Origin of the sequence: Barrientosiimonas endolithica (assembly GCF_030296655.1) — a bacterium.
In the GTDB taxonomy this organism is placed as follows: Bacteria; Actinomycetota; Actinomycetes; order Actinomycetales; family Dermatophilaceae; genus Barrientosiimonas; species Barrientosiimonas humi.
Genome location: NZ_AP027735.1, coordinates 218094 through 243570, shown reverse-complemented (window position 1 = coordinate 243570; position 25477 = coordinate 218094). Strand labels below are relative to the sequence as shown.

Annotated in this window: 28 protein-coding genes and 2 pseudogenes; 11 read left to right on the top strand and 19 right to left on the bottom strand. The window is 73.8% G+C overall.

Annotated elements, in window-relative coordinates; genetic code table 11:
* Nucleotides 1-71 precede the first annotated feature (71 nt).
* Genes QUE40_RS01230 through QUE40_RS01220 form a run of 3 tightly spaced genes read right to left on the bottom strand, consistent with a single transcriptional unit; the run spans nt 72 to nt 2664 of the window.
* Nucleotides 72-1580, bottom strand: coding sequence for a DUF7059 domain-containing protein (locus tag QUE40_RS01230; protein WP_289232083.1), 1509 nt, complete (start codon nt 1578-1580; stop codon nt 72-74).
* A gap of 10 nt (nt 1581-1590) precedes the next feature.
* The gene (locus QUE40_RS01225) at nt 1591-2292 is read right to left on the bottom strand and encodes an AIM24 family protein (protein ID WP_142004072.1); all 702 of its coding nucleotides are present in this window, start codon (nt 2290-2292) and stop codon (nt 1591-1593) included.
* Nucleotides 2293-2322: 30 nt separating this feature from the next.
* Nucleotides 2323-2664 (bottom strand): anti-sigma factor antagonist, encoded by a 342-nt coding sequence (locus QUE40_RS01220; RefSeq protein WP_289232082.1) that lies wholly within the window; start codon nt 2662-2664, stop codon nt 2323-2325.
* Nucleotides 2665-2771: 107 nt separating this feature from the next.
* Between QUE40_RS01220 and QUE40_RS19580 the strand changes: the two are divergent.
* Nucleotides 2772-5109: pseudogene (locus tag QUE40_RS19580) on the top strand (DEAD/DEAH box helicase).
* A gap of 108 nt (nt 5110-5217) precedes the next feature.
* Complete coding sequence (locus QUE40_RS01210) at nt 5218-5808, top strand: hypothetical protein (RefSeq protein ID WP_289232081.1); 591 nt, start codon at nt 5218-5220, stop codon at nt 5806-5808.
* A gap of 55 nt (nt 5809-5863) precedes the next feature.
* Here QUE40_RS01210 and QUE40_RS01205 read toward each other — a convergent pair whose 3' ends face one another.
* Nucleotides 5864-6505 (bottom strand): M20/M25/M40 family metallo-hydrolase, encoded by a 642-nt coding sequence (locus QUE40_RS01205; RefSeq protein ID WP_289232976.1) that lies wholly within the window; start codon nt 6503-6505, stop codon nt 5864-5866.
* A gap of 56 nt (nt 6506-6561) precedes the next feature.
* On the opposite strand from QUE40_RS01205, the gene QUE40_RS01200 reads away from it, so the two are divergent.
* Nucleotides 6562-6783: a hypothetical protein gene (locus QUE40_RS01200; RefSeq protein WP_289232080.1), complete on the top strand. Its 222-nt coding sequence runs from the start codon at nt 6562-6564 to the stop codon at nt 6781-6783.
* Here QUE40_RS01200 and QUE40_RS01195 read toward each other — a convergent pair.
* The 11 genes and pseudogenes from QUE40_RS01195 to QUE40_RS01150 form a co-directional block, all read right to left on the bottom strand.
* Nucleotides 6723-6971, bottom strand: a pseudogene (locus QUE40_RS01195) (M20/M25/M40 family metallo-hydrolase); the annotation flags it as partial. The gene QUE40_RS01200 and the pseudogene QUE40_RS01195 overlap by 61 nt on opposite strands.
* A gap of 254 nt (nt 6972-7225) precedes the next feature.
* Nucleotides 7226-7636 carry an Rv3654c family TadE-like protein gene (locus QUE40_RS01190; protein ID WP_289232079.1) on the bottom strand — a complete coding sequence of 137 codons (411 nt, stop codon included), beginning with the start codon at nt 7634-7636 and terminating at the stop codon, nt 7226-7228.
* Nucleotides 7626-7961, bottom strand: coding sequence for a TadE family type IV pilus minor pilin (locus tag QUE40_RS01185; protein WP_289232078.1), 336 nt, complete (start codon nt 7959-7961; stop codon nt 7626-7628). The genes QUE40_RS01190 and QUE40_RS01185 overlap by 11 nt, the downstream gene beginning before the upstream one ends.
* Before the next feature lie 36 nt (nt 7962-7997).
* A complete protein-coding gene (locus tag QUE40_RS01180; RefSeq protein ID WP_289232077.1) occupies nt 7998-8192 on the bottom strand; it encodes a DUF4244 domain-containing protein in 195 nt (64 codons plus the stop codon).
* A gap of 159 nt (nt 8193-8351) precedes the next feature.
* Nucleotides 8352-8795, bottom strand: coding sequence for a type II secretion system F family protein (locus QUE40_RS01175; protein ID WP_289232076.1), 444 nt, complete (start codon nt 8793-8795; stop codon nt 8352-8354).
* Nucleotides 8744-9010, bottom strand: a complete 267-nt coding sequence (locus tag QUE40_RS01170; protein ID WP_289232075.1) for a hypothetical protein — start codon at nt 9008-9010, stop codon at nt 8744-8746. Before QUE40_RS01170 ends, QUE40_RS01175 begins: the two co-directional genes overlap by 52 nt.
* A complete protein-coding gene (locus tag QUE40_RS01165) occupies nt 9007-9765 on the bottom strand; it encodes a hypothetical protein (protein ID WP_289232074.1) in 759 nt (252 codons plus the stop codon). The genes QUE40_RS01170 and QUE40_RS01165 overlap by 4 nt, the downstream gene beginning before the upstream one ends.
* The gene (locus tag QUE40_RS01160) at nt 9747-10451 is read right to left on the bottom strand and encodes a TadA family conjugal transfer-associated ATPase (protein WP_491018190.1); all 705 of its coding nucleotides are present in this window, start codon (nt 10449-10451) and stop codon (nt 9747-9749) included. Before QUE40_RS01160 ends, QUE40_RS01165 begins: the two co-directional genes overlap by 19 nt.
* Nucleotides 10337-10894, bottom strand: coding sequence for a hypothetical protein (locus QUE40_RS19805; RefSeq protein ID WP_491018186.1), 558 nt, complete (start codon nt 10892-10894; stop codon nt 10337-10339). The genes QUE40_RS01160 and QUE40_RS19805 overlap by 115 nt, the downstream gene beginning before the upstream one ends.
* Nucleotides 10891-11607 (bottom strand): septum site-determining protein Ssd, encoded by a 717-nt coding sequence (gene ssd / locus QUE40_RS01155; RefSeq protein WP_289232073.1) that lies wholly within the window; start codon nt 11605-11607, stop codon nt 10891-10893. The genes QUE40_RS19805 and ssd overlap by 4 nt, the downstream gene beginning before the upstream one ends.
* 580 nt (nt 11608-12187) lie before the next feature.
* A complete protein-coding gene (locus QUE40_RS01150; RefSeq protein WP_350227031.1) occupies nt 12188-13087 on the bottom strand; it encodes a Fic family protein in 900 nt (299 codons plus the stop codon).
* Between the two features lie 93 nt (nt 13088-13180).
* Between QUE40_RS01150 and QUE40_RS01145 the strand changes: the two genes are divergently transcribed.
* From QUE40_RS01145 to QUE40_RS01125, 5 genes are all read left to right on the top strand, one after another.
* Nucleotides 13181-13528 (top strand): DUF485 domain-containing protein, encoded by a 348-nt coding sequence (locus QUE40_RS01145; RefSeq protein ID WP_289232072.1) that lies wholly within the window; start codon nt 13181-13183, stop codon nt 13526-13528.
* 1 nt (nt 13529) lies between these two features.
* Nucleotides 13530-15182: a monocarboxylic acid transporter gene (locus QUE40_RS01140; protein WP_289232071.1), complete on the top strand. Its 1653-nt coding sequence runs from the start codon at nt 13530-13532 to the stop codon at nt 15180-15182.
* 78 nt (nt 15183-15260) lie between these two features.
* Nucleotides 15261-15887, top strand: coding sequence for a nucleoside/nucleotide kinase family protein (locus QUE40_RS01135; RefSeq protein WP_289232070.1), 627 nt, complete (start codon nt 15261-15263; stop codon nt 15885-15887).
* Between the two features lie 91 nt (nt 15888-15978).
* Nucleotides 15979-16434: a hypothetical protein gene (locus tag QUE40_RS01130; RefSeq protein ID WP_289232069.1), complete on the top strand. Its 456-nt coding sequence runs from the start codon at nt 15979-15981 to the stop codon at nt 16432-16434.
* Complete coding sequence (locus tag QUE40_RS01125) at nt 16386-16967, top strand: OmpA family protein (protein WP_289232068.1); 582 nt, start codon at nt 16386-16388, stop codon at nt 16965-16967. Before QUE40_RS01130 ends, QUE40_RS01125 begins: the two co-directional genes overlap by 49 nt.
* 166 nt (nt 16968-17133) lie before the next feature.
* Here the strand turns inward: QUE40_RS01125 and QUE40_RS01120 are convergent, their stop codons facing one another.
* From QUE40_RS01120 to QUE40_RS01105, 4 genes are all read right to left on the bottom strand, one after another.
* Entirely contained in the window at nt 17134-17355 is a 222-nt protein-coding gene (locus QUE40_RS01120; protein ID WP_289232067.1) for a universal stress protein, read from the bottom strand.
* 160 nt (nt 17356-17515) lie between these two features.
* A complete protein-coding gene (locus QUE40_RS01115; RefSeq protein ID WP_289232066.1) occupies nt 17516-19024 on the bottom strand; it encodes a tripartite tricarboxylate transporter permease in 1509 nt (502 codons plus the stop codon).
* Complete coding sequence (locus QUE40_RS01110; protein ID WP_289232065.1) at nt 19024-19563, bottom strand: tripartite tricarboxylate transporter TctB family protein; 540 nt, start codon at nt 19561-19563, stop codon at nt 19024-19026. The genes QUE40_RS01115 and QUE40_RS01110 overlap by 1 nt, the downstream gene beginning before the upstream one ends.
* On the bottom strand, nt 19560-20552 hold the full coding sequence (locus QUE40_RS01105) for a Bug family tripartite tricarboxylate transporter substrate binding protein (RefSeq protein WP_289232064.1): 993 nt from the start codon (nt 20550-20552) through the stop codon (nt 19560-19562). Before QUE40_RS01105 ends, QUE40_RS01110 begins: the two co-directional genes overlap by 4 nt.
* Nucleotides 20553-20640: 88 nt before the next feature.
* Between QUE40_RS01105 and QUE40_RS01100 the strand changes: the two genes are divergently transcribed.
* From QUE40_RS01100 to acs, 3 genes are all read left to right on the top strand, one after another.
* Nucleotides 20641-22248: a sensor histidine kinase gene (locus QUE40_RS01100; protein ID WP_289232063.1), complete on the top strand. Its 1608-nt coding sequence runs from the start codon at nt 20641-20643 to the stop codon at nt 22246-22248.
* A 27-nt stretch (nt 22249-22275) separates the two neighbouring features.
* The gene (locus QUE40_RS01095) at nt 22276-22977 is read left to right on the top strand and encodes a response regulator (protein WP_289232062.1); all 702 of its coding nucleotides are present in this window, start codon (nt 22276-22278) and stop codon (nt 22975-22977) included.
* Between the two features lie 206 nt (nt 22978-23183).
* The gene (gene acs, locus QUE40_RS01090; protein WP_289232061.1) at nt 23184-25166 is read left to right on the top strand and encodes an acetate--CoA ligase; all 1983 of its coding nucleotides are present in this window, start codon (nt 23184-23186) and stop codon (nt 25164-25166) included.
* Nucleotides 25167-25477 lie beyond the last annotated feature (311 nt).

Genomic DNA, 25477 nt, shown 5'->3' with positions numbered 1-25477 from the left:
TCCTTCCTGGTCGCGGGCCGACCACGCTAGCGAGCACCGGGCGGCGACGCACCCGTCGTGACGGGTGGCGCTCAGTCCGCGACGAGCAGGCCGTCGGCGACCAGCGAGCGTACGTCGGGGAGGGCTTCGTCGCGCACGGCCTCCGGGCTGACGTCGAGCAGCGAGGCGATGGCGTCGAGCGCCGGGCCGGCGGGCAGCTCGCCGTCGCAGACGGACAGGAAGGCCGCCAGCACGGTGCCGGCCCGCACGGTGCGCCCGAGCCCGCCGCCCTGGCGCACCAGGATCACGCTGGGGTCGTCGGCGCCGGGGCGGGCGTAGCGCTCCTCGGTCACGTCGTCGGCGCACCGCCAGGCCGTCGCGAGCACGCCGGGGTCGCCGTGCTCGGCCAGCCAGGTGCGGGCGCGCAGGCCCGCGTCGACCGCGGGACCCATCGGCTGCGCGACGTGACCAGTGACCTCCACGAGGTCGCGCCACGGCTCGCGATCGCTTGCGGGGCGCTGCAGGGTGATCACGCCGAAGCCGACCCGCTCGACGTCACGGCTCGCGAAGTCTTCGAGCCACGCGGCATACATGTCGGCGAAACCCGTTGTCCCATAACGGTGCCCGCCGTCGCCCAGCCACAGCTCGGTGTACTCCGCGGGGTCCTGCGACTCCCGCTGCACGACCCACGCGTCGAGGCCGGTGCCGTCGAGCCACTCCCCCACGACCTCGCGCCAGTCGCCGCCGACCGGGACCTCCCAGTTGCCGAGCAGCTGGGCCACGCCGCCCGGCTCGAGGTGCTCGCCGACCCCGCGCACGAGCGACCGGACCACCTCGTGCCCGACCCGCCCGCCGTCGCGGTACTCGTAGTCGGGCACCTCGCCGGTGCGCGGGGTGATGACGAACGGCGGGTTGCTCACGACCAGGTCGAACCGCTGCCCCTGGACCGGGGCGAGCAGGTCGCCGCGGCGCAGCTCCCAGTCCTGCCCGTTGAGCGCCGCGTTCGCCGCGGCCATCGCCAGCGCCCGCTCGGAGGTGTCGGTCGCGACGACCGAGGCCGCGTGCGTCGACAGGTGCAGCGACTGCACGCCGCACCCGGTGCCGAGGTCGAGGGCGGTGGCGGCGGCGCGCCGCGGGGTCCACGACGCCAGCGTGGTCGAGGCGCCGCCGATGCCGAGCACGTGGTCGGTCGGCAGCGGCTCGCCGGTCATGACCTCCGACAGGTCCGACAGGACCCACCAGGCGTGGTCCTCGTCGGCGTACGGGCGCAGGTCGAACAGCGCACGCACGCCGGCGGGTTCGCGCGCGACCAGTCCGTGCTCGACGAGCCGGTCGGTGCCGAAGCCGGGCAGCGCCGCGTCGACCCGCGCCGCCTCGACGGCGTAGCCGAGCGCGAACAGCCGCACCAGGACGGCGACCGGGGTGGTGAGCGGTCGGGTGACGAGCTCGGCCGGGGTGGGCTGCTCGCGGTGCAGCGCCCGGGCCGCCCGGTCGCCGAGGCAGCCGAGGATGCCGTCGAGGGTGTAGTCGGCGGCGGCGAGCGCGTCGCGCAGGCGAGGGAGGTCGGGCGTCACCCGGGGTGGCGCCGGGCTGGCCGACATCGTCGCGAGGTCAGCTCATCAGGTTGCCGATGAGGCCGCCACCGCCGCCGCTCTGCGCCGCCGGGGTCCACTCGTCGGGCTGGACGATGACGAACCCCGGGCCGTGGAAGGCGTACTGGAAGGCCTCGCCGCTGCCGCCGCGCAGCATCGACTTCATGTTCATGCTGTTGACGACCTGGGGCACCAGGTTGGCCGACCAGCCGACGCACGCCTGCACGTCGACGAACGTGGGCTGCTGGGAGCAGTCGAGCACGACCGGCTGGCCGACACTGTGCAGCGCGACCGTGCCCTGGCCCTGCAGCAGCATGTTGAACAGGCCGCCCGACATCATCCCGGCGCCCTGCACCCGCTTGATGTCCCACTGCACGCGCGAGTCGAACGCCAGCAGGTTGCGGCCGTTGACCGAGATGCCGTCGCCGGTCAGGTCGATCAGGAAGACGTAGCCGGCCGCGGACGCGAAGAAGACCTCGCCCCGGCCCGAGACGCGCATCAGCGGCACGTCCTCGCTGGTGACGACCTTCTTGAGGAGCTTGCCCATCGACCCGGCGCCCTCGTGGTTGAACTGGATCTGCCCCTGGTAGGCGACCATCGCGCCCTTGACCGACAGCACGTCCTCGCCGAGGGCGACGCGCAGCATCTGGGGGTTCTGGAGGGTGAACCGGTTCTGGCTCTGGACCTCGAGGTTCTTCTGGTCGAAGAGGTTGCTCTGCATGGGCCGCAGCCTAGCCAGGCAGCCTGCGGCTCAGCTGAGGTCGGCGAGCGCCTTGTCGGCCGTCGGGTAGATGCGGAAGACCTTGTCGAGACCGGTGATGCTGAAGTTGCGCAGCAGGCGGTCGCTGGCGATCACCAGACGCAGCTCGCCCTGCTGCTGCCGCACCGCCTTGAGCCGCCCGACGAGCACACCCAGACCGGTCGAGTCGAGGAAGGGCACGTCGGTCAGGTCGGCGACCAGACGCGTGCGGCCCCCGGCGATCACCCGATTCATCTCGTCGCGCAGGGTCGGGGCCGAGAACACGTCGACCTCGCCGACGATCGCCACGACAGTGACATCGCCGACCTCACGCGTGCTGACGTCCAGGTTCAAGCCGATCCTCCTCACGGGTCTGCGCAGCACGAACCCTAGTCAGAGCGGTGGCGGGTCTCCTACGCCTGCCCAGGATCCGGGTCGTCACGGCTTACCGTGGCAGGACCATGACCACCACCACGGCACCGCCGCAGCGCGCGAGCGCCGACCCCGAGCGGCTGCTCGCGGGGCTGACCGGCGCCGGCACCGGCCGGGTCGTCCACGTCGAGCGGCAGCCGGCCCGCGCGCAGGAGCTCGCCGACTGGCCCGAGTGGGTCAACCCGCAGCTCGCCGCCGCCGTGCGCGGCGAGGGCGTCGATCGGCTCTGGTCGCACCAGCGAGCGGTCGCCGACCTCGCGGCAGAGGGTCGGCACGTGGTCGTGTCCACCGGCACCGCGAGCGGCAAGAGCCTCGGCTACCTGCTGCCCGTGCTCTCGGCGGTCGCCGACGGGTCGCACGCGGTCACCGGGCGCGGCGCGACCGCCCTCTACCTGTCCCCCACCAAGGCGCTGGCGGCCGACCAGCTGGCCGCCGTCGAGCGACTCGCCGTGCCGGGGGTCCGGGCCGCGACGTACGACGGCGACACCCCGGTCGACGAACGCCGATGGATCCGCGACCACGCCCAGCTGGTGCTGACCAACCCCGACCTGCTGCACCACACGCTGCTGCCGCAGCACGAGCGGTGGGCGCCGTTCCTGCGCGCGCTGCGTTACGTCGTGATCGACGAGTGCCATGCGTACAAGGGCGTTTTCGGCTCCCACCTCGCCGCGGTGCTGCGCCGGCTGCGGCGCATCTGTGCGCGCTATCGGGCGCACCCGACCTTCGTGCTGGCCTCGGCGACGATCGCCGAGCCGGCCGCGCACGCCGAGCGCCTGGTCGGCCTCCCCGTCGAGGCGGTGACGCGCGACGGGTCACCCCGCCCGGCGACCACGTTCGCGCTGTGGGAGCCGGGAACCACCCCGGCCACGGCCCCGACGCGCCCCGGCGCAGCGCCGTGGCCGAGACCGGGGACCTGCTCGCCCGGCTGGTCGCCGACGGGTCGCAGGCGCTGGCCTTCGCCCGCTCCCGCGTCGGGGTCGAGGTCGTCGCCGACATGGTGCGCACCCGCCTCGCCGAGGACGCCCCGCACGACGCCGAACGGGTCGCGGCCTACCGCGGCGGATACCTCCCCGAGGAGCGGCGCGACCTGGAGCGCCGGCTGCGCAGCGGCGAGCTGCGCGGGCTCGCCGCCACCAACGCCCTCGAGCTCGGCATCGACGTGAGCGGGCTCGACACCGTGCTGCTCGCCGGGTGGCCCGGCACCATCGCGTCGTGGTGGCAGCAGGCCGGCCGCGCCGGGCGCCGCGACGCCCCCGCGCTGGTCGTGTTCGTCGCGGCCGACGACCCACTCGACACCTATCTGGTCAACCACCCCGACACGATCTTCGGGCGCACCGCCGAGGCGACCGTGCTCGACCCGGCCAACCCCTACGTCCTCGCGCCGCACCTCGCGGCCGCGGCGGCCGAGCTGCCGCTCACCGAGGCCGACGCCGAGGTGTTCGGCCCGACGATGGCGCCGCTGCTCGACACGCTGGTCGCGCGCGGGGTGCTGCGCCGCCGGCCGCGCGGCTGGTTCTGGGCGCGCGACGACCGGCCCGGCGACCACGTGTCGCTGCGCGGCGCAGGGCAACCCGTCGTGCGCATCGTCGAGAACCGCACCGGCCGGGTGCTCGGCACGGTCGACGCCGAACGCGCCCACCGCGCGACGCACCCCGGCGCGGTCTATGTCCACCAGGGGAAGACGTACGTCGTCACCGAGCTCGACCTCGACGACGGCAGCGCGCACGTGACGCAGGGCGACCCCGGGTGGTCGACCGTGGCGCGCTCGACCTCGCAGTTCCGGGTCGTGGCGCCCGAGCGAGAGGCGCGGTGGGGCCCGATCCGGCTGTGCCACGGGGTGATCGACGTGCGCACGCAGGTCACCTCCTTCCTGCGGATGCTGCCCTCGGGCGAGGTGATCGGTGAGCACCCGCTCGACCTGCCCGAGCAGCGGCTCACGACGCGCGGGGTGTGGTGGACGGTCCCGCCCGAGCTGCTCTCCGAGGTCGTGGACGAGGCCGACGGGCCGGGCGCGCTGCACGCCGCCGAGCACTGCGCGATCGCGATGCTGCCGCTCGTCGCCCAGTCGGACCGGTGGGACGTCGGCGGCGTGTCGACGATGCTGCACCCCGACACCGAGCTGCCGACAGTGGTCGTCTACGACGGCTACCCGGGCGGGGCCGGGTTCGCCGAGCGCGGCTTCGAGCGGGGGCGACGTGGTTGCGCGGCACGCTCGCCGCGATCACCGACTGCCCGTGCCGGGCGGGCTGCCCGGCCTGCGTCCAGTCACCCAAGTGCGGGAACGGCAACGAGCCGCTGGACAAGCAGGGCGCGCGCCGGGTGCTGGAGCTGGTGCTCCGGGAGGCCGAAGACCCGTCCAGGGGTTGACCTCCCATCCGTTGGGGCCCGCGACTTCCTCCTGCTCATGCGCTTGTTGTTTCTGTATCGTCAGCAACAGCAAGCACTTTCGTCTCGGGGTGCAAGGAGTGAAGTCGCATGATCATCGCAGCCATCCTGCTGCTCGTCATCGTGGCCGCGATCGTTCTGTGGGTCGTCACCGGTGCTGACACCAGCACGACGTTCCCGATCGACGCCGCGGGAATCAGCATGGACATGAACGGGCTGACCGCGTTCATCCTCGGTGCCGCGGCGACGGCTCTCGCCGCCCTGGCGCTGTGGATGATCAAGTACGGCAGCAAGCGCGGCATCCAGCGCCGCCGCCACCGCAAGGACCTGGAGCGGCGGGCCGAGGAGGCCGACGAGGAGCGCGACGTGGCGCTGCGCAAGAAGGACCGCGCCGACGTCGAGGCCGCCCGCGGTCGCGTCGCCGCGCGCGACGCCGAGCGCGAGCGCGACACCTACGTGCAGGGCGAGCAGCCGCGGGTGACCCCGGCCGGAGCCCAGCCGCGCAGCGACGCCGACGTGGTCGAGCCGGGCCGTGGCCAGGCGGGTGCCGCCGACGCGCGCCGCGACGGTGACCACGTCGAGCCGGGCAACGACCCGCACGGCCGCCGCGACGCGCAGGGCCGCGAGGGCATGTTCGACCGTGCCCGCGACAAGTTCGACCGCGGCACCGACCGCCGCTGACGAAGGCCGGCCACGCACGACCTGACGGCGCCTGAGCCCGCGGATCCCCCGCGGCTCAGGCGCCGTCGTCGTGCAGCAGGAGAGTGCGGTAGAACGCGACGCCCCGGCCGAGCGAGTCGAGGTCGACCTGCTCGTCGACGCCGTGGATGCTGTCCCGCTGGGCGCGGGACATGGCGAACGGGCTGAACCGATAGACGTGGTCGCTGATCCGGCAGAAGTGCCGCGCGTCGGAGGCCTGGAGCATGACGTACGGCGTCGCCACCGTGCCGGGATAGGTCGCCTCGACCGCGCGGGCGAGCAGGGCGAACTGCGGGCCGTCGCTGGGTGACTCCGGGCTCGGGTCGTTGCCGCTCACGACCTCCAGCTGCACCCGTTCGTCGCGCACGACCCGGCGCAGCCGGGCGACGACGCCCTCGACGGTCTCCCCCACCTGGATGCGGATGTTGGCGCGGGCCTCGGCGGTGGCCGCGACGACGTTGACGGCCGGGCTCCCGCTCAGCCGGGTCAGCGCGACCGTCGTGCGGACGACCGCCGCCGTCTCCGGGCCGAGCGCGGCGAGCGCCCGCGCGACCGCCGGGCGGGCGCGGTGGGCCCGGGCGAGCAGCGGACGCAGGGGACCGGTGACGTGGCGCCCGAGCGTCTGGACCATCGCGAGCGAGGGGTCGGTGAGCACCACGGGGAACGGGTGCCGCTCGATGCGGTGCAGCGCCCGCGCGAGCCGGGCGACCGCTCCCCGCGTCGCGGGGTGGCGGCGTGGCCGGGCTGGTCCTCGACCCGGATCCGCAGGTCGAGCACCCCTTCTCGGCGACGCCGATCATCGCGGCGGGTCGCTGCAGCCCGGGGAACACGCCCTCGACCACGGCCCCGCCCTCGTCGATCACCAGCCACGGGCGTACGCCCCGCGCGGCCAGCGCGTCGACGGCCGCCTCGGCGGCCGTGCCGAAGACCTCCTCGTCACAGCCGAAGGAGAGGTAGACGTCGTGGGCCGGCGCCCGCCCCTCGGCGAGCAGCGACTCGACCGCCTCGCAGACGACGACCATGGAGCCCTTGTCGTCGAGGGTGCCGCGACCGTGCACGACACCGGCGGCCCGGTCGACCCGTCCTTCGAACGGCGGCACCTGCCAGGCGTCCGCGTCGGCGGGCACGACGTCCCAGTGGGCCATCAGCACGACCGGGCGCGCGGGCGACGCACCGCGCCAGCGGTACAGCAGACCGCCAGGGCCCACGACCTCGCGCTCCAGCTCGGCGTGCAGTCGCGGATACAGCCGCTCAAGCAGCCGCGGCAGCTCGTCGAACGCCTCGGCGTCCTGCTCGTCGCGGTCGGGCCGCGAGACGGTCGGCAGCCGGACCAGCGCGGCGAGGTGCTCGGCCGCCGCGTCGGCCCACGCGGCGGTGCGGTCGGTCTCGACGGGGTCGCTCACCCGGGCGATCCTGCCACCGCAGGCCGGTCGAGGGCGGGCCCCTCACCCACCTGCGGTCCGGCGCGGCTGCGCGCGGTGGCCGCACCGAGCCCCGGCCAGCCCGCGGGCACCGAGGCGCGCACGTCGAGCACCTGACCGGTCGCGCGGCACTCCAGCAGCGTTCCCCCGTTGGCGCGCACGACGGCCGCGGCGCTGACGCACGGGTCGGCACCGTCGGGCCGCACCAGCTGCATCGCCCCGGCGAGCGCGCCGAGGTCGGCGGCGGTGCGAGCGCGGGTGCTCGCGTGCGCCGCGCTGACCAGGGTCAGGCCGCCGGCGAGGAGCACGACCAGCACCCCGATGGCCCCCACCACGAGCACCGTGCCGGACCCCTCGTCACGTCGGCGCGCGCTCGGCTCACGGGGCATCGGCGCCCTCCTTGACCGCGACCGCCCGGGCACTCAGGTCGGACCCGAGCAGCACTCCCACGGGACCGCGCGGACGGCTGCGCACGGTCACCTCGACCTGCGCCTGGCCGCGGTCGGCCACCGTCACCGTCGCCCCGTCGGGCGCCGCCGCGAGCACCAGCGCGCGCACCTGCTGCGGGTCGTCACCACGGGCCGCGGCGCGGGCCCCGACCCGGGCCGCGTCGGTGCACCGGATCAGGTCGACGCCGGCGACCAGCGCGCTGAGGCTCAGCACGAGCACGAGCACCAGGGCGGTCAGCGCGGTCGCGAGCTCGGCCGTCACCATGCCCGCGTCGGTCCGGGCCCGCGACCGCGCCACGGCTCAGCCGGCGACGCTGAGCGCGGACGTGATGATCCCGCTCAACGCCGACTTGACCGGGCCGCTCTTGATCACCGCGATCAGCAGGCCGGCGAACGCGACGGCGGCGAGGGTGCCGACGGCGTACTCCGCCGTGGTCATCCCCGCCTCACCGATCGCGCGCAGCCGGCGCCACCGTGCGGCCATGGATCGAGTCATGCGCAAACCTCCTTCGCGGCGGCGACGGGTGCGCCGCCTCTGACCAGCAGCCTGCGCGGGTGGAACGGCTCGGACCAGAGGTGCTGGGACGCCTGTGGACGGGGGCCGCCGAATGAGATTGCTTGTGGATCAAGCGGATCGGCGCCCGGGCCGCGCTGGTCACAGGCCGGAGTCGCCCAGCATCGAGGAGGCCATCGCGACCACGACGGGCACCACGGTCAGCAGCGCGAACGCCGGCAGGAAGCACAGCCCCAGCGGCAGCACGAGCCGCACGGCGACCTTGGCCCCGGCCGTCTCGAGCCGGTGCCGCTCCTCGGACCGCACCCGCGCGGCGGCCTCGCGGCAGAGCGCTGCCGGGGCGGCGCCCGCGGTCTCGGCCAGCACGAGCGCCGCTCCCGCCGGCGCCCACATCGGTGACACCGACGCCCACGCCGCCCGTGGCTCGACGCCCCAGTGCAGCGCCGCGGAGACCTGCCGCAGCTCGGCACCGACCCGGCCCGGGCACTGCTCGGCCACCAGGTCGAGACACGAGGTGATCGCCGCCCCGCTCGTCAGGGCCAGGGCGAGCAGGTCGATGGCGTCGGCGACCTCCTGCGGCCCCACCGCGGCATCGTCGTCGGGGGCGAGGGCAGCAACGGCAGCGGTCGGACGCTCGGTGCCTCCGAGCTCCCGGCCCTCCCCTCGTGCTCGCCGCCGAGGCCCACCCCGGCACGGTCGGGCGGTGCGGCACGGTCGGGCGGCGCGGCACGCAGCGTCGGCAGCAGCCAGACGACCGCGCCTGCCAGGCACCCGGCGAGCACCGCCGCGAGCGCGCTCATCCGAGCGGGGGTGGGCGCAGCGCCCGGTCGACGAGCCGCCGGGTGAGCCGACGTCCGGCGAGCAGCAGGAGGAGCCCGGGTGCCACGGCGAGCAGCAGCACGGCCGGCGGGTAGGCCGCGCTCGGGGCGACGCCCAGCACCGGCATGAGCAGCACCCCGAGCAGCGGCAGCCAGGTGAGCAGCTGCGCGGTGGCTCGCGGGCCGGCCGCCTGGGCGGCGAACGCCCGCTCCACCGCGAGCCGAGCGGTCTGGGCGTCGAGGGCGCTGCGCACCGCGTCGGACAGCGGCGACCCGAGCCGCTCGCTGATCGTCCACGCCCGACCGACCTGCAGCGCCACGGGGATCCGCAGCTGCTGCCCGAGGTCGATCCACGCGCCGCCCGCGGAGCCTCCCGCGGACACGGCTGCCTCGAGCGCTCCGAGCGCACGCACCAGCGCGGCGTCGCGACGGGCCGCCGCGGGCAACGACGCCACCGCCGCGGAGAGCGCCGCGGGCGCCGCCAGCCCGGCACCCAGACCGGCCGCCAGCCCCGACAGGAGCTGCTGCACGGCCTCCTCTCGTCCCGACGCCGCGCGCCGGGGCAGCCGCACCTCCCGGCGCCACCACGGCAGGTGCTCGGCACCGGCCGGCCCGCCGGTGCTGTCAGCAGCGCGGAGCACGGCGACCCGCAGCCACGCTCGCTCGCCCCGCCCCGGCCAGGCCCAGACCGCCGCGGCGAGCAGCAGCGCCGCGACGATCACCACGAAGGCACCCACCCGAGCAGGGCGCCCAGCTCGTCCGCCGCGGGCCCCGGATCGACCCGGTCGCCGTGCACGGTGCACGCCGGCACGCAGCGCAGGTCTCCGCCGTCGCGGCGCAGCACCCCGATCTCGGCGAGGTGCCGGCGACCCGTGGTGCGGCGCAGGTGCAGCACCACCCGGACCGCACTCGCGAGCTGGGTGCGGGTGGCCTCGGGCGTCATGTCGGCGAGCGCGCCCAGCGCCTCGAACCGGGCGACGACGTCACCGATGGTGTTGGCGTGCAGCGTGCCGCAACCGCCCTCGTGGCCGGTGTTGAGCGCGCTGAGCAGCTCGCGCACCTCGGCCCCGCGAACCTCGCCCACGACGAGGCGGTCGGGTCGCATGCGCAGCGACTGGCGCACGAGCGCGGTCATGGTCACCGCGCCCCGGCCCTCGACGTTGGCCGAGCGGGCCTCGAGCCGCACCACGTGCGGGTGGGCGATGGCGAGCTCGCGCACGTCCTCGACGACGACCAGCCGCTCGCCGGGGTCGGCCTCGGCGAGCAGCGCGGCGAGGAGGGTGGTCTTGCCCGACCCGGTGCCGCCGCTCACGACGAACGCCTGGCGGGCACCCACCAGGCGGCGCAGCACCGGGACGAGCACGGGCGCCACCCCGCCGCTGCGCCCCAGCGCATCGAGGTCGAGGCCGGTGGAGCGCGGCACGCGCAGCGAGATGTGCGCGGCGCCCTGCACGACCGGTGGCAGCACGGCGTGCAGCCGCACGCCCCCGGGAGCAGGCCGTCGACGTAGGGACTGCTGTCGTCCAGCCGCCGCCCGGCGAGGCCCGCGAGGCGCACCGCCAGCCGCCGGACGTGGTCGGCGTCGGTGAGGTCGAGGTCGGTGCGCACCAGTCCCTCGCCGGTGTCGACGAAGACCCCGTCGGTGCCGTTCACGAGCACGTCGGTGACGCCGGGGCCCTGCAGCAGCTCCTCGAGCGGGCCGGCACCCAGCAGGTCGGCCGCGAGCCGCGACTGCAGCTCGCGGCCGCGGTCGCCGAGCAGCGTCGCGTCGTCGGCGGCCAGGTCGTCGACGGCCGCGGCGGAGGGTTGCCGGCCGGCCCGGATGTGTCGCCACATCGAGTCGCCCACCGGCGTCGTCGGGGTCACGCGACGTCCCGCTCGACGAGGAGCCGGCGCAGCAGCCGGTCGGCCGTGGCGGCCAGCGGAGAGCGCTCCCGCGCGCCCGGTGTCGCGCCGGCGTCGACGTCGTCGGCCACCCGCGGCTCGTGCGGGAGCGGCTCGAGCACCGGCAGGTCGAGCGCCTCGGCGACCAGGGGCAGCGTCGCGTCGTCGATCCCGCGCGGAACCAACCATGGCCGCGCCCCGAGCCGCAGCAGGCGGTCGGTGAGCACCTGAGCGGCCGCGAGGGCCGGCACCCGCCCGGGCGTGACGAGCAGGACGGCGTCGAGCTCGTCGGCCCAGTCGGGCGGGTGGCCACCGAGGTCGTGGACCGTCACGTGGGCGGCCTCGGCCAGCGGACCGCAGACGGCCCGGACCGCCCGGTCGGGCACGTCGACCCAGCCACGGCCGTACGACAGCAGCGCCACCCCGTCGGACGACCGGGGCAACCGGGGCAGCAGCGCCTCGGCGTCGACCCGCCCGTCGGCGCCGGCGAGGTCGAGCCAGCGCGGCCCGGGCTCGTGCTCGCAGCCCAGGAGCACGTCTATGCCGCCGCCCTGGGGCGCGAGGTCGACGAGCACCGTCTCGTGCCCGGCCCGGGCGGCGCGGGTGGCGAGCACGGTGGCCAGCACGCTCGCGCCGGCCCCGCCCCCGGCCCCGATCACCCCGATGGAGCACCCTGCGTCGTCGTGGTTGCGCATGCGGTCAGCCCACCGCTCCCCGCGCGCCGGCGACCACCCCCGCGCCGGCGCCTGTGGACGCGGGCCGCCCCCGGCGCAAGGGTGTGGACGGAACAGGGAACGGCCCCCGTTGGGGGACAACGGGGGCCGTTCGACGGAGCCGAGCCCCGGGGGGAGGGGCCGGATCCGCGGCGCTCGACCCGAAGGGAGCGCCTACGGCCATCATGAATCACGAGACCGGGCCAGTGCAACGCGGGTGCACAACTCCCGCCCGATCGAACAAATACCCCCTTCCCCACACCGGACGCTTCGGCGACGATGCCGCGAGGCCGGAGCCTGCGACGGACTCGCGGAGGAGGAGCCGAAGCCAAGACACAAAGATGGCACCCCACCGGGGTGGGGTGCCATCGACCGCGACCTAGCCTGGTGACCAAGCGTGCATTCTTCGGTTTGTCGCCCGGGGACAAGCCCCGTGACGAGCGGTCCATCAGTGAACTGCCTGCGCGTGGGTGCCAGGTTCAGCCACGGTGTTCGTCGGACTCTCGTCCGTCGTCGTGCTCACCGTTCTACTCCGCTGCGGCCGGGTCGACAAGACTTGTCTTCACCCCCGCACGGGTGGACAATCCGCTGCCGCTCGGCACCGGCGCGCAGGCTCAGCGCAGACGTCCGGCGAGGACCGAGTCGGCGATGCGCATCCCCTCTGCGGCTCCCGCCTCGACGGCCGCGGCGCAGTGCTGCAACCAGAGCGCGACGCCTTCCGGCGTCCCCCGGCGTACGCCTGCAGCGCCCCCGCATAGCCCGTCGCCCCTTCCCGGTGGTGCCCCACCTCCGGGACGGCCACGCCGGTCGGGTCGACACCTGCCTGCTTGAGCAGGGCGCGCTCGAAAGCCCTTGCCACCACAGCGTTTCCACGCACGAACGGCCGCATGACGGCTAGCTCGGCGTGCACGATAGCGGCCACCACCAGCGCGGGCGAGCGGTCGGAGAGCGCGACGAGCCGGCCCAGCTCGGCCAGCCGGCGGGGCAGCTCTTGCGGCGGCACGGCCGGGCCGATCTCGACCAGCTCGCGGGAGTCCTCGCCGGGCCCCCGGGGGCGCCCCACCTGCTCGGCCGGAAGCATCGTGGCGCCGGCCGCGACGTGCAGCCGCGCCAGCGCCTGGTTGGGCGCGCGCACCAGGATCGGTGCGACGTGCTCGCTCTCGCTGGTCGCCTGCACGCAGGCCTGCACGGTCTGCTCCAGCGGGTCGTCGGCGTCGGTGCGCCCGAGGCCGAGCACGAGCTCTCGCACCCGGTCGACGGGCACGTCGGCGCCCTCGAGCAGGGCGCTCGCCCGGGCGCCCCGGACCCGCGACTCCGCGGCCGCCTCGGGGATGCGCCGGCGCAGCGCCTGGTGCCACCGGAGCGCGGTGCACGCCTCGCGCGCGCGGTCGATCGCCTCGCTCACTCCCGGGAGGGCTGCGAGCTGCGCCGGGACCGACTCATCCGACGGGGTGGCATTCACGGTTGTCACCTTACGAATCCCCATGCAGGGCGGCATGATCGGGCATTGTTGAGCGATAAACGTGGCGCCCGTCACACACCCGAAGGAGACACCATGACCCGCGACGACGGATCCCCACCCGTGGGCAGCCCGACGGCGTACGAGCAGATGCAGGCGAGCCCCGAGTTCGCCGAGCTGCGCCGCCGGTTCCGACGCTTCGTCTTCCCGGTGACCGCGTTCTTCCTCGCGTGGTACTTCACCTACGTCCTGCTGTCGGTCTTCGCGCCCGGCTTCATGGGCACCAAGGTGTTCGGCAACATCAACGTCGGCCTCCTCATGGGCCTCGGCCAGTTCGTGACGACGTTCGCGATCACGTTCTGGTACGCCCGTTGGGCCGGCCGCGAGTTCGACCCCCAGGCCGACGAGCTCGGCGCCCGCCTCGACGGACAGCGGGAGCACTGAGATGACGACCCTGACCCCCACCCTCGTGGCGGCCGACGAGGCCACCAAGGTCGGCAGCCCGGCGCTCAACATCTCGATCTTCGCCGTGTTCGTGCTCGTGACCCTGACGATCGTCATCAAGGTCGCCTCGGGCAAGAAGACCGCGAGCCAGATGTACACCGCCGGCGGCGCCTTCTCCGGCCGGCAGAACGGCATCGCGATCGCCGGCGACTACCTGTCGGCCGCGTCGTTCCTCGGCATCGCCGGGGCCATCGCGCTGCAGGGTTACGACGGCTTCCTCTACTCCATCGGCTTCCTCGTCGCGTGGCTCGTCGCCCTGCTGCTGGTGGCCGAGCTGATGCGCAACACCGGCCGGCTCACCATGGCCGACGTGCTGTCGTACCGGCTGCGCCAGCGGCCCGTGCGCCTCGCGGCCGCCTCCTCGGCGCTGGCCGTGTCGTTCTTCTACCTGCTCGCCCAGATGGCCGGCGCGGGGGCCCTGGTCTCGCTGCTGCTCGGCGTCAGCGGCTCGACCGCGCAGAACCTGGTCATCGCGGTCGTCGGCATCGTCATGGTGCTGTACGTCCTCATCGGCGGCATGAAGGGCACCACCTGGGTGCAGATCATCAAGGCGATCCTGCTGATCAGCGCCACCGCGATCATGACCGTGTGGGTGCTGGCCAAGACCGGGTTCAGCATCAGCCAGCTGTTCGACGACGCGGTCGCCGCCAACCCGACGGCCGGCGAGAAGCTGCTCAGCCCGGGCCTGAAGTACGGCGTCAGCACCACCACCCAGATCGACTTCGTCTCGCTCGCGCTCGCCCTGGTGCTCGGCACCGCCGGTCTGCCGCACGTGCTGCAGCGGTTCTACACCGTCCCCTCGAGCAAGCAGGCCCGCAAGTCGGTCGAGTGGGCCATCTGGCTGATCGGCGGGTTCTACCTGCTGACGCTGGTCATCGGCTTCGGCGCCGGCGCCCTGGTCGGCCCCACCGAGATCAAGGCCGCTCCGGGCGGTGCCAACGCGGCGGCCCCGCTGCTGGCGTTCGAGCTCGGCGGCTCGGTGCTGCTCGGCATCGTGTCGGGCATCGCCTTCGCGACGATCCTCGCGGTGGTCGCCGGCCTCACGATCACCACCAGCGCCACCTTCGCGCACGACATCTACAAGGAGGTCATCAAGCGCGGTCAGGTGAGCCAGGAGCAGGAGGTCAAGGTCGCCCGCATCGCCGCGCTCGTCGGCGGCGCCATCGCGATCCTCGGCGGCATGCTCGCCAAGGACCAGAACATCGCCTTCCTGGTGGCGCTGGCCTTCGCCGTCGCCGCGAGCGCGAACCTGCCGACCATCCTCTACTCGCTGTTCTGGAAGCGGTTCAACACCCGCGGGGCGCTGTGGAGCATCTACGGCGGTCTCGCCACCGCGATCGGGCTGATCATCTTCAGCCCGGTGGTCTCCGGCAAGGGCCTGGACGCCGCCGGCAAGAACCAGTCGATGCTCCCCGAGTCGATCGACATCAGCTGGTTCCCGCTGGACAACCCCGGCCTGGTCTCGATCCCCGTCGGCTTCTTCCTCGGCTGGCTCGGCTCGGTCACGAGCAAGGAGTTCGACGCCGCCAAGTACGCCGAGATGGAGGTGCGCAGCCTCACCGGCCACGGCGTCGCCGACGCCGTAGACCACTGATTCCTTTGGCTTCAGCTCCTCCTCCGGCAGTCCGTCGCACGCTCCGGCCTGCCGGCATCGTCGCCGAAGCGAGCAGGGGTGACCGCCCGTCGCACGCTCCGGCCTGCCGGCATCGTCGCCGAAGCGGTCGCCCTCCCCGGGCGGGTGCTGCTCGGCATCACCGGGCCGCCCGGGGCGGGCAAGTCGACGGTGGCCGAGGACGTACGCCGGCAGGCCGAGGCGGCCGGACGCACGGCCGTGGTCGTGCCGATGGACGGGTTCCACCTCGCCCAGCAGGTGCTGGACGCCCGCGGCCTCGCCGAGGTCAAGGGCGCCCCGCACACGTTCGACGCGCACGGCTTCGTCGCGGTGCTCCGCCGCATCCGGGAGCAGCGCGACGAGACCGTGTGGGCGCCCGCGTTCGACCGCGACCTGGAGCAGCCGGTCGCGGGCGCGATCGGGGTCGATCCCGACACCGACATCGTGGTCGTCGAGGGCAACTACCTTCTGCTGCAACAGGATCCGTGGGTGACCGTGCGCGAGATCCTCGACCGGACGTGGTACGTCGAGGTGCCCGACGACGTACGCCGGGCTCGCCTGGTCCAGCGCCACCGTCGGTTCGGCGACGACCTCGAGCGAGCCACCCGCCGGGCCCTCGGAAACGACGAACGCAACGCCCGGCTCGTCGCCGCGACGCGGCACCTGGCCGACCTCGTCCTCGACTGAGCGCGACCGGGCGGAACCGCACCCCGCCGGGCGGCGTCGCAGCGACATCGCGCGCGGGGGCGCGCGAGACCGAGCTCTGAGGAGACCGACCATGTCGCGCACGCGTCGCACCACCGTCCTGGCCATCGCCGCCGCCACCGCCACCGCCACGCTGCTCACCGGCTGTCAGCAGGACATCGGCACCGGCAGTCCCGCCTCACCCAGCAGCACCGGCTCCTCGCAGCAGGGGTCGCGCACCGCCGGCGACGTCGGCCCGGACGGCACCGACGCGGGCCGCCGCGAGGTGCTGACCGACGACGGCGGGTACGTCGTGCGCGGCTCGCGCATCGCGTTCGTCTATCGCAACGGCACCCGGTTCACCGTCGACGTGGGGCAGCAGATCCCCGCGGGCGACAGCACGCTGCGCACGGCGAACGGCGTGCTGGTGATCAAGGGCGGCAGCGCGACCTGGACCCAGGGCAGCGCGGTCACGACGGTCAACCCGCAGGGGCGGGCGCGGTGGCCGACCGCACCGGGGCCATCGTCGTCACGCCCGACGGGAGCGTGACCTGCGCCAACAGCCAGGGCCTGCAGTTCGTCGGCAGCGACGGCAGCCGGGCCGCGGCGAGCACGAGCGGCGCGTTCTACACCGATCGGGACGGCGAGCGGGTCACGGTCGGCAAGTCACCGACCGCGAACACGCTGGCCGGGCGCTACACCGTCTGCAACGTCGGCAGCACCGCGAGCATGGACCTGTTCTCCGACGTGCTCTTCGAGTTCGACAGCGACCGCCTCACCCCGGCCGGCCGCGCGGTCGTCGCGAGCGCCGCGCGCACCATCCGCCAGGACGTGGAGGGCAAGACCGTCAAGGTCGTCGGGCACACCGACAGCAAGGGGACGATGGCGTACAACCAGCAGCTGGGCCAGCGCCGGGCGACGGCGGTCGCGAACGAGCTGCGCCGTCAGGTGCCCGGCGCCACGCTCGAGGTGAGCAGCGCCGGTGAGACCGAGCCGGTCGCCGCCAACGTGACGCCCGACGGCAAGGACAACCCCGACGGTCGCGCCAAGAACCGCCGCGTGACGCTCACCTGGGAGAAGTAGCACACGGTTCGCCGGTGCTCCGTCAACCAGTGCGCCCCAGCGCACCCCCGGCGGAGCACCGCGGCTCCGTGACCACCGCACGGTTCGGCGGTGCTCCGTCAACCAGTGCGCCCCAGCGCACCACCCGGCGGAGCACCGCGGCTCCGTGCGGCCACCGCCGCCGCGCTCAGGGCTTGACCGCGAGCACCGGGCAGCGGGCGTCGAGCAGGATCCGCTGCGAGGTGGAGCCGAGGATCAGCTTGCCCACGGGCGTACGCCGTCGCAGGCCGACGACGATCATCGTCGCCGCGACCTCGTCGGCCGCCTCGAGCACCAGGTCGGCGACGTCGGGGCCCATCGGCTGACGCAGCTCGAAGTCCAGCCCCGACTCCTCCAGCTCGGCGCGCACCTGCTCCCAGGTGCGCGCCGGGCTGAACCGGGGTCCACGAGCGCGTCGCCGCGGGTGCCGTTGACGACGACGACACCCTCCCGGCGCTCGCGCGCCTGCTCGATGCCCGCGGCGAGCGCGGCCTCCCCGGCGGCGTCGGGGGCGTAGGCGACGAGAATGGTCATGCGTGAGTCTCCTGTCCGGCGACGGAGCGCCTCTTGCGGATCGACTGACCGATCATGACGATCGCACCCAGGCCGATGATGACGTACACCAGGACCGCGACCGGCTCGCTGAGCAGGCCCGACCACTCGCCGCCCGCACCCTGCAGGGCGCGCCGCAGCTGCAGCTCGACGCGGGGCCCGAGGATGACGCCGATGATCAGCGGGAGCACGGGCAGCCCCCAGCGGCGCATGCCGAACCCGAGAGCACCGAAGACGAGCAGCAGCGCCAGGTCGAACCACTGCAGGTTGACCGCGAGCGCGCCGAGTGCGGCGAAGAACAGGATGCCGGCGTAGAGATAGGGCCGCGGCACCTGCAGCAGCTTGGCCCACACCGGCGCGAGCGGCAGGTTGAGCACGAGCAGCAGGAAGTTGCCGATGAACAGGCTGGCGATCAGCGTCCAGACCAGCGGACCCTGCTCCTCGAACAGCGACGGGCCGGGGTCGATGCCGTAGCCCACCATCGCGGCGAGCATCACCGCGGCGGTCGCGTTGGTCGGCAGGCCGAGCGCGAGCATCGGCACGAGCGTGCCCGAGGCGGAGGCGTTGTTGGCGGCCTCGGGGCCGGCGACGCCCTCGATGGCGCCCTGGCCGAACTCCTCCGGGTGCTTGGTCAGCTTGCGCTCGGTGACGTAGGACAGGAAGGTCGGCAGCTCGGCTCCGCCGGCGGGCACCGCGCCGAACGGGAAGCCGAAGGCGGTGCCACGCAGCCACGGCTTCCACGACCGGCGCCAGTCGTCGCGGCCCATCCACGGCCGGCCGACCGGGATGACCTCCAGCGGCCGGCGCCGCAGGTGGGCCGCGACCCACAGCGCCTCGCCGACCGCGAAGATCGCGACGGCGAGCACCACGATGTCGATGCCGTCGGACAGCAGCGGCATCCCGAAGGTCAGGCGGTTCTGGCCGGTGAGGCTGTCGATGCCGACCAGCCCGATGGCCAGGCCGAGGAACAGCGAGACGAACCCGCGCAGCTTCGAGGCGCCGAGCACCGCGGTCACCGCGACCAGCGCGAGCACCATGATCGCGAGGTAGGACGGGTCGCCGAGCTTGACCGCCTGCGTCGCGATGGTCGGGGCGAACAGCGCGAGCAGCGCGGTGCCGATCGCCCCCGCGATGAACGACCCGATCGCCGCCGTGGCGAGCGCCTGCGCGGCCCGTCCCCGCCGCGCCATCTTGTTGCCCTCGAGGGCGGTGATGACCGAGGAGGACTCGCCCGGGGTGTTGAGCAGGATCGAGGTGGTCGACCCGCCGTACATCCCGCCGTAGAAGATGCCGGCGAACATGATGAACGCGCTCGAGGCGTCGACGTTGTACGTGATCGGCAGCAGCAGCGCGACCGTCATCGCCGGGCCGATGCCCGGCAGCACACCCACCGCCGTGCCGAGCAGCACGCCCAGGCAGGCGAACAGCAGGTTCATCGGCGTGATCGCCGAGGCGAACCCGTCGAGCAGGTTTCCGAGGTTGCCCATCAGAGGATCCCGTCCAGGATTCCGGCCGGGAGCGGGACGCCCAGGCCGGAGTAGAAGCCGTAGAAGGTGATCAGGCCCAGAGCGGTGCCGATGATCAGGTTGCGCACCCAGGTGCGGCTGCCGAGGACGTACGTCGTGGCGGTGAAGAACAGCGCCGACGAGATCGTCCAGCCGAGCACGTTCACGGTCGCGACGAGGAACAGGAACGAGAAGAACAGCGCGGCGAGCGTCTTCCAGTCCGGCGGGTTCGACAGGTCGACGTCCTCGCCCTCGGCGCCCTCGGGCACCGACCCGCGGAAGGTCGCGACCACCAGGAGCACGGCGAGCACGAGCAGGCCGGCCGCGACGAACTGCGGGAAGACCCGCGGGCCGATCGGGTCGATCTGGGCGAAGTCCTCGCGCAGCCCGGAGGCGTCGACCAGGATCACGACCGCGAGCACGACCAGGCCGGCGGCGAGGCCGAGCTGGCTCCAGTCGTGCGCGGGGACCGGACGCTGCGGGTCGTCGTGGTCGAGGCGGCCGTCGTCGACGTGGCTCATATCAGCCCCAGCTCCTTCAGGGTGCGCGCCACGCGCTGGTCCTGCGAGCGCAGGAACCCGGTGAACGCGTCTCCGGTCATCCAGGCGTCGGTCCAGTCGTTGTCCTTGAGCACGTCCTTCCACGCCTGCGTCTCGTGCATCTGCTCCAGCAGCCCGATGAGCTGGCTGCGCCGCTCGCCGCCGATCCCGGGCGGGGCGAGGACGCCGCGCCAGTTGATGAAGGTCAGGTCGATGCCCGCCTCCTGCAGCGTCGGGGCGTTGACGCCGGTGGTGCGCTTCTCGCCCGAGACGGCGAGCACCCGCAGCGACCCGCTCTGGATCTGCGACTTGTACTCCCCGAGCCCGCTCGTGCCGAACCCGACCTTGCTGCCGAGCAGCGCGGAGAGCAGGTCGCCGCCACCGTCGTACGACACGAAGTTGACGCTGCGCGGGGAGATCCCGGTCGCGCGGGCCAGCTCCATCGGGAACAGGTGGTCGGGGCCGCCGGGCGCCGACCCGCCGCCGACCGACAGGCCGCGCGGGTCCTTCTTCCACGCGGCGAGCAGGTCGTCGATGGTGCGGAACGGCGAGCTGCGCGGCACGATGACGCCCTCGGACTCCTCGATGAGGCGGGCGAGCGGCGTCGCGCCGGTGACCCGGGCGTCGGACTTGTTGGTGTAGGTCGCACCGACGACGCCGAGGCCCATCGACATCATCAGGTCCTCGTTGCCGCGCTCGTTCATCAGCCGCGCCATCGCGACGGTGCCGCTGGCGCCGATGACGTTGAAGACCTCGAACCGGCCGGTGATCTCCTGCTCCTCCATGACCCGCACCGCGGCGCGGCCGGTGAGGTCGTAGCCGCCGCCGGGGCTGTTGGGGATCATCATCCGCAGCCGGTTGTTGCCCGACTGCTCGCCGCGGGTGACCCCGCACGCGCTGACCAGGGGCAGCGCCGCCAGGGCACCCAGGCTCCCGAGCAGCACGCTGCGCCGGGTGGGGGTGGGTGGCATCCGACCTACCTCGCTTCCTGCGCGGCCGGTGAGCTCGAGACGCCGCGCTGGGCCGATACTGGCCGGGGCGGTGGCGCAGGTCACGCTTGTGGACGCAACGGAGGTTTCGGTCATTTCGGTCTGGCAGCGCGCGGTCCCCCGGACCATCGCCGGGCAGTTCCTGCTGCTCCAGACCGTCGTGCTCGGCATGGTCCTGGCCGCGGTCGCGCTGATCACCGTGCAGCAGTCGACCGAGGACTTCCGCGCCACCCGCGGCACGCGCGTGCTCGCCGTGGCGGAGAACCTCGGCTCGACCGGGCTGGTGCGCGCCCAGCTCACCGACGGCGGCATCGACACCTGGGCGCTGCGCGCCGAGATCGCCCGCGCCACCTCGTTGTCCGGCGCCCAGCAGGTGTACGTCGTCGACAGCTCCGGCGCGACCGTCGCCTCCTCCGAGGGCAACCCCGGCGACCCCGCCCCGAGCGGGATCCCGGTGCGCCTGGGCCGGTCCTGGACGGGCGACGTCACGCTCGACGGGCGGACGTCCTTGGCGGCCCAGGCGCCCGTGCTCGACGACCGCGGGCGCGTCGTGGGCGCCGTGCTGGTGGCCGAGGCCTATCCGTCGCTGTGGAGCAGGCTCGCCGGCGCCGCGCCCGACCTGCTGCTCTTCCTCGGCGTGGCCGCACTGCTCGGGATGCTCGGCTCGCTCGCGATCTCCCGGCTCATCCGGCGCCAGACCCGCGGCCTGGAGCCGAGCGCGATCGCGGGCCTCGCCGACCACCAGGAAGCCCTGCTGCGCGGCATCCACGAAGGCGTGGTCGGGGTCAACCCGGCCGGCCAGTTCACCGTCGTCAACGACACCGCCGGCGAGCTGCTCGACCTGTCCACCGACGCCGTCGGCACCCCGGTCGCCGGTCACGGACTCCCTTGCGCCATCGAGGATTTCGTGCTCCGGCCCGACGACAGCTCCAGCACGCTGATCGTGCTCGAGGGGCGCGCGCTGGTGCTCAACCGGCGCCGCGCGCTCGACCGCGGCCGCTTCGTCGGCACGGTCACGACGTTCGTCGACCGCAGCGACCTGATGGCGCTGGAGAGCCAGGTCGCGGCGCAGACCAGCATCACCGAGACGCTGCGCGCGCAGACGCACGAGTTCGACAACCGGCTGCACACCGTGTCCGGGCTGCTCCAGCTCGGGGAGTACGCCGACGCCGTCGCCTTCGTCGACGAGCTGTCCCGCCAGCGCAGCGAGATCAGCTCGGCGGTCACCCGCGTCGTCGCGGACCCGCGCGTCGCCGCGCTGCTGGTCGCCAAGACCAGCGCCGCCGCCGAGGCGGGGATCGAGCTGCACGTCGAGCCCGAGACGCGGCTGCCGCGGCTCCCCGCCGAGCACGCCGCCGACGTGCTCACCGTGCTCGGCAACCTCGTCGACAACGCCCTCGACGCCACGCGCGGGCACGGCCGGGAGATCTCCGTGCGGATGACGTACGCCGACGGCCGGGCGACCGTGCGCGTCGCCGACACCGGCCCGGGCATCGACCCCGAGCACCTGAGCGACGTGTTCGTGCGCGGCTGGTCGACCAAGCCCGCCGACGCGACCGGGCGCGGCGTCGGCCTGGCGCTGGTGCAGGCGATCTGCCAGCGCGGCGGCGGCAGCGTCGAGGCGACCAACGGCGACCACGGGGCGGTGCTCACCGCCGTCGTCGGGGCGTCCCGCTGACGCCCCAGGCTCGGTAACGTCGCCGTCATGCCCGCCGAACCCACCTCGCCGCTGCGCGTGCTGGTCGTCGACGACGACTTCCTGGTCGCCAAGGTGCACACCGGGTTCGTCGAGCAGGTCGAGGGATTCACCGTCGTCGGGTCCGCCCGCGACGGCGCCGAGGCGCTGCGGCTGGCCGAGCGCGAGCGTCCCGACGTGGTGCTGCTCGACGTGCACCTGCCCGACCTGTCCGGCCTGGAGGTCCTGCGCCGGATGCGCGCGGCCGGGGTCACCAGCGACGTGCTGATGGTGACCGCCGAGCGCGACGTCGACGCGGTGCAGCAGGCGCGGGCGGCCGGCGCCGTCGGCTACCTCGTCAAGCCGTTCACCCGCGACGACCTGCGCGCCCGGCTCGCGGACGTACGTCGGGCGCGGAGTCACCTCAGCGCGCTGGCGTCCGCGGGCGAGCAGGCCGCCGAGCAGTCCGACATCGACCAGGTCTTCGGCGTGCGGGCCGAGGCGGGCGGCGCCGCGCTGCCCAAGGGGCTCAACCGGCAGACCGGCGACCTGGTGCTCGCCGCGCTGGCAGAGGGCGAGCTGTCGGCCGGCGAGTGCGCCGAGCAGCTGGGCCTCGCGCGGGTCACCGCCCGGCGCTACCTCGAGCACTTCGTCGAGACGGGCGCGGCCACCGCCCGCCAGCAGTACGGCCGGGTCGGCCGCCCCGAGCGCCGCTACGCCCGGCGCGACTGACCACCGACGTACGCCCTCCGCCGGAACGCGGTTCTGGCGCCCCGACCAGGTCGTAACCGGGTCAGGGCGCTGCAGCGCGGTTTCCGCACCTGGCCGACCGGAGAGGTGGACCGCCCGGCGGAATGAACCCCTGGGTAGGTTGCCGCGCGCCCGTTCGCGCGGTTGGCTTGACCAGCAGGAGCCCCTGAGACGACGAGGAGGTCGTGGTGACCGACGAGAGCACCGCCCAGGAGACGTACGCCCCCGACCCGCAGTTCGCGGAGCAGGCCAACGGCACGGCGCAGATGTACGCCGCGGCGGAGGCCGACCCGGAGGAGTTCTGGGCGCAGCAGGCCCGCGACCGGATCACCTGGAGCACCGACTTCGACCAGACGCTCGACTGGAGCAACGCGCCGTTCGCGAAGTGGTTCGTCGGCGGCGAGCTCAACGTCGCGCACAACTGCGTCGACCGGCACGTCGAGGCCGGCAACGGCGACCGCGTCGCGATCCACTTCGAGGGCGACCAGGGCGACACCCGCACGATCACGTACGCCGACCTCCAGAAGGAGGTCAGCAAGACGGCCAACGCGCTCGCCTCGTTGGGTGTCGCCAAGGGCGACCGCGTCGCGATCTACATGCCGATGATCCCCGAGACGATCTTCACGATGCTGGCCTGCGCCCGGCTCGGCGCGCCGCACTCGGTGATCTTCGGCGGGTTCGCCGCCGACGCGCTGCGCACCCGGATCATCGACGCCGACGCCAAGGTCGTCGTCACGACCGACGGGCAGTGGCGCCGCGGCAAGCCCGCCCCGCTCAAGGCGACCGTCGACGCCGCGCTCGCGCCGAAGGACGGCGAGCCCGACACCCCGGTCGAGACGGTGCTGGTCGTCAACCGCACCGGCACCGACGTCGAGTGGGTCGAGGGCCGCGACCAGTGGTGGAGCGACGTGGTCGACTCCCAGAGCGAGGAGCACACGGCCGAGCCGATGGACTCCGAGCACCCGCTGTTCATCCTCTACACCTCCGGCACCACGGGGAAGCCGAAGGGGATCTTCCACACCAGCGGCGGCTACCTCACCCAGTGCGCCTACACCAACGCGGTCGTGCACGACGTGCACCCCGACACCGACGTCTACTGGTGCACCGCCGACGTCGGCTGGGTCACCGGCCACTCCTACATGGTCTACGGACCGCTGGCCAACGGCGCGACCCAGGTCGTCTACGAGGGCACGCCCGACACCCCGCACCAGGGCCGCTGGTGGGAGATCGTGCAGAAGTACGGCGTGACCATCCTCTACACCGCCCCCACCGCGATCCGCACGTTCATGAAGTGGGGCGACGACATCCCGGCGAAGTACGACCTGTCCTCGATCCGGGTCCTCGGCAGCGTCGGCGAGCCGATCAACCCCGAGGCGTGGCGGTGGTACCGCGAGCACATCGGCGGCGGCACCGCCCCGATCGTCGACACCTGGTGGCAGACCGAGACCGGCGCGATCATGATCAGCCCGCTGCCCGGCGTCACCGAGCTCGAGCCCGGTTCGGCGCAGAAGCCGATCCCCGGCATCAGCGCCGAGATCCTCGACGACGAGGGCCAGCCGCTCACCGACCCCGAGGCGGTCGGCTACCTGGTGCTGACCAAGCCGTGGCCGGCGATGCTGCGCGGCATCTGGGGCGACGAGGAGCGCTACAAGGAGACCTACTGGAGCCGGTTCGGCGACAAGTACTACTTCGCCGGCGACGGCGCGAAGTACGACGACAAGGGCAACATCTGGCTGCTCGGCCGGGTCGACGACGTCATGAACGTCTCCGGTCACCGGCTCTCGACGGCCGAGATCGAGTCGGCCCTGGTGTCGCACCCGAAGGTCGCCGAGGCGGCGGTCGTGGGTGCGGCCGACGAGACCACCGGTCAGGCGGTCTGCGCGTTCGTCATCCTGCGCGAGGACGCCAAGAAGGAGGCCGACGAGAAGGGCGAGGGCGACGACCTCGTCCAGGAGCTGCGCAACCACGTCGGTCAGGAGATCGGCCCGATCGCCAAGCCGCGCCAGGTGATGATCGTGCCCGAGCTGCCCAAGACCCGCTCCGGCAAGATCATGCGTCGCCTGCTCAAGGACGTCGCCGAGAACCGTGAGGTCGGTGACGTCACCACCCTCGCCGACGACTCGGTGATGAACCTGATCAAGGACGGCATGACCGCCGACTCCAAGGACTGATCCGACGTACGACCGGGGCCGGGTGACCGACAGCGGTCACCCGGCCCTCGTCGTGCCCGGCGGCGCCTGCCGCGTCCCGTCCTCGGGGCGGCCCGGGGCTTCCGGCTCCCGGACGCCGTCAAGGACGCGTCAAGAACGTCGGTAGGCTGGGACCCGGTGAGCCGGGAAGTCTGGTCGGCCACCCCGGCCGACCGGTCCTGGCGGCACGGGGTGAAAACACCCCGTCGACTCCCCCAGGAGGCCCGTTCGTGTCCAACCTCCTTCCTCCAAGCCCCGCCTGTTCAGCCGGGGCGAGTGGCCCGAGGCCAAGC

What these genes read in the sequence shown, in the direction of transcription:
- QUE40_RS01210 (WP_289232081.1), top strand. Translation starts at nt 5,218, where the DNA reads ATGATCATCGCAGCCATCCTGCTGCTCGTCATCGTGGCCGCGATCGTT.
- QUE40_RS01140 (WP_289232071.1), top strand. Translation starts at nt 13,530, where the DNA reads ATGACGACCCTGACCCCCACCCTCGTGGCGGCCGACGAGGCCACCAAG.
- QUE40_RS01185 (WP_289232078.1), bottom strand. Translation starts at nt 7,961, where the DNA reads ATGGTGACGGCCGAGCTCGCGACCGCGCTGACCGCCCTGGTGCTCGTG.
- QUE40_RS01095 (WP_289232062.1), top strand. Translation starts at nt 22,276, where the DNA reads ATGCCCGCCGAACCCACCTCGCCGCTGCGCGTGCTGGTCGTCGACGAC.
- QUE40_RS01190 (WP_289232079.1), bottom strand. Translation starts at nt 7,636, where the DNA reads ATGCCCCGTGAGCCGAGCGCGCGCCGACGTGACGAGGGGTCCGGCACG.
- QUE40_RS01130 (WP_289232069.1), top strand. Translation starts at nt 15,979, where the DNA reads ATGTCGCGCACGCGTCGCACCACCGTCCTGGCCATCGCCGCCGCCACC.
- QUE40_RS01145 (WP_289232072.1), top strand. Translation starts at nt 13,181, where the DNA reads ATGACCCGCGACGACGGATCCCCACCCGTGGGCAGCCCGACGGCGTAC.
- QUE40_RS01225 (WP_142004072.1), bottom strand. Translation starts at nt 2,292, where the DNA reads ATGCAGAGCAACCTCTTCGACCAGAAGAACCTCGAGGTCCAGAGCCAG.
- QUE40_RS01180 (WP_289232077.1), bottom strand. Translation starts at nt 8,192, where the DNA reads ATGACTCGATCCATGGCCGCACGGTGGCGCCGGCTGCGCGCGATCGGT.
- QUE40_RS01230 (WP_289232083.1), bottom strand. Translation starts at nt 1,580, where the DNA reads ATGTCGGCCAGCCCGGCGCCACCCCGGGTGACGCCCGACCTCCCTCGC.
- QUE40_RS01115 (WP_289232066.1), bottom strand. Translation starts at nt 19,024, where the DNA reads ATGGGCAACCTCGGAAACCTGCTCGACGGGTTCGCCTCGGCGATCACG.
- QUE40_RS01110 (WP_289232065.1), bottom strand. Translation starts at nt 19,563, where the DNA reads ATGAGCCACGTCGACGACGGCCGCCTCGACCACGACGACCCGCAGCGT.
- QUE40_RS01170 (WP_289232075.1), bottom strand. Translation starts at nt 9,010, where the DNA reads ATGAGCGCGCTCGCGGCGGTGCTCGCCGGGTGCCTGGCAGGCGCGGTC.
- QUE40_RS01105 (WP_289232064.1), bottom strand. Translation starts at nt 20,552, where the DNA reads ATGCCACCCACCCCCACCCGGCGCAGCGTGCTGCTCGGGAGCCTGGGT.
- ssd (WP_289232073.1), bottom strand. Translation starts at nt 11,607, where the DNA reads ATGCGCAACCACGACGACGCAGGGTGCTCCATCGGGGTGATCGGGGCC.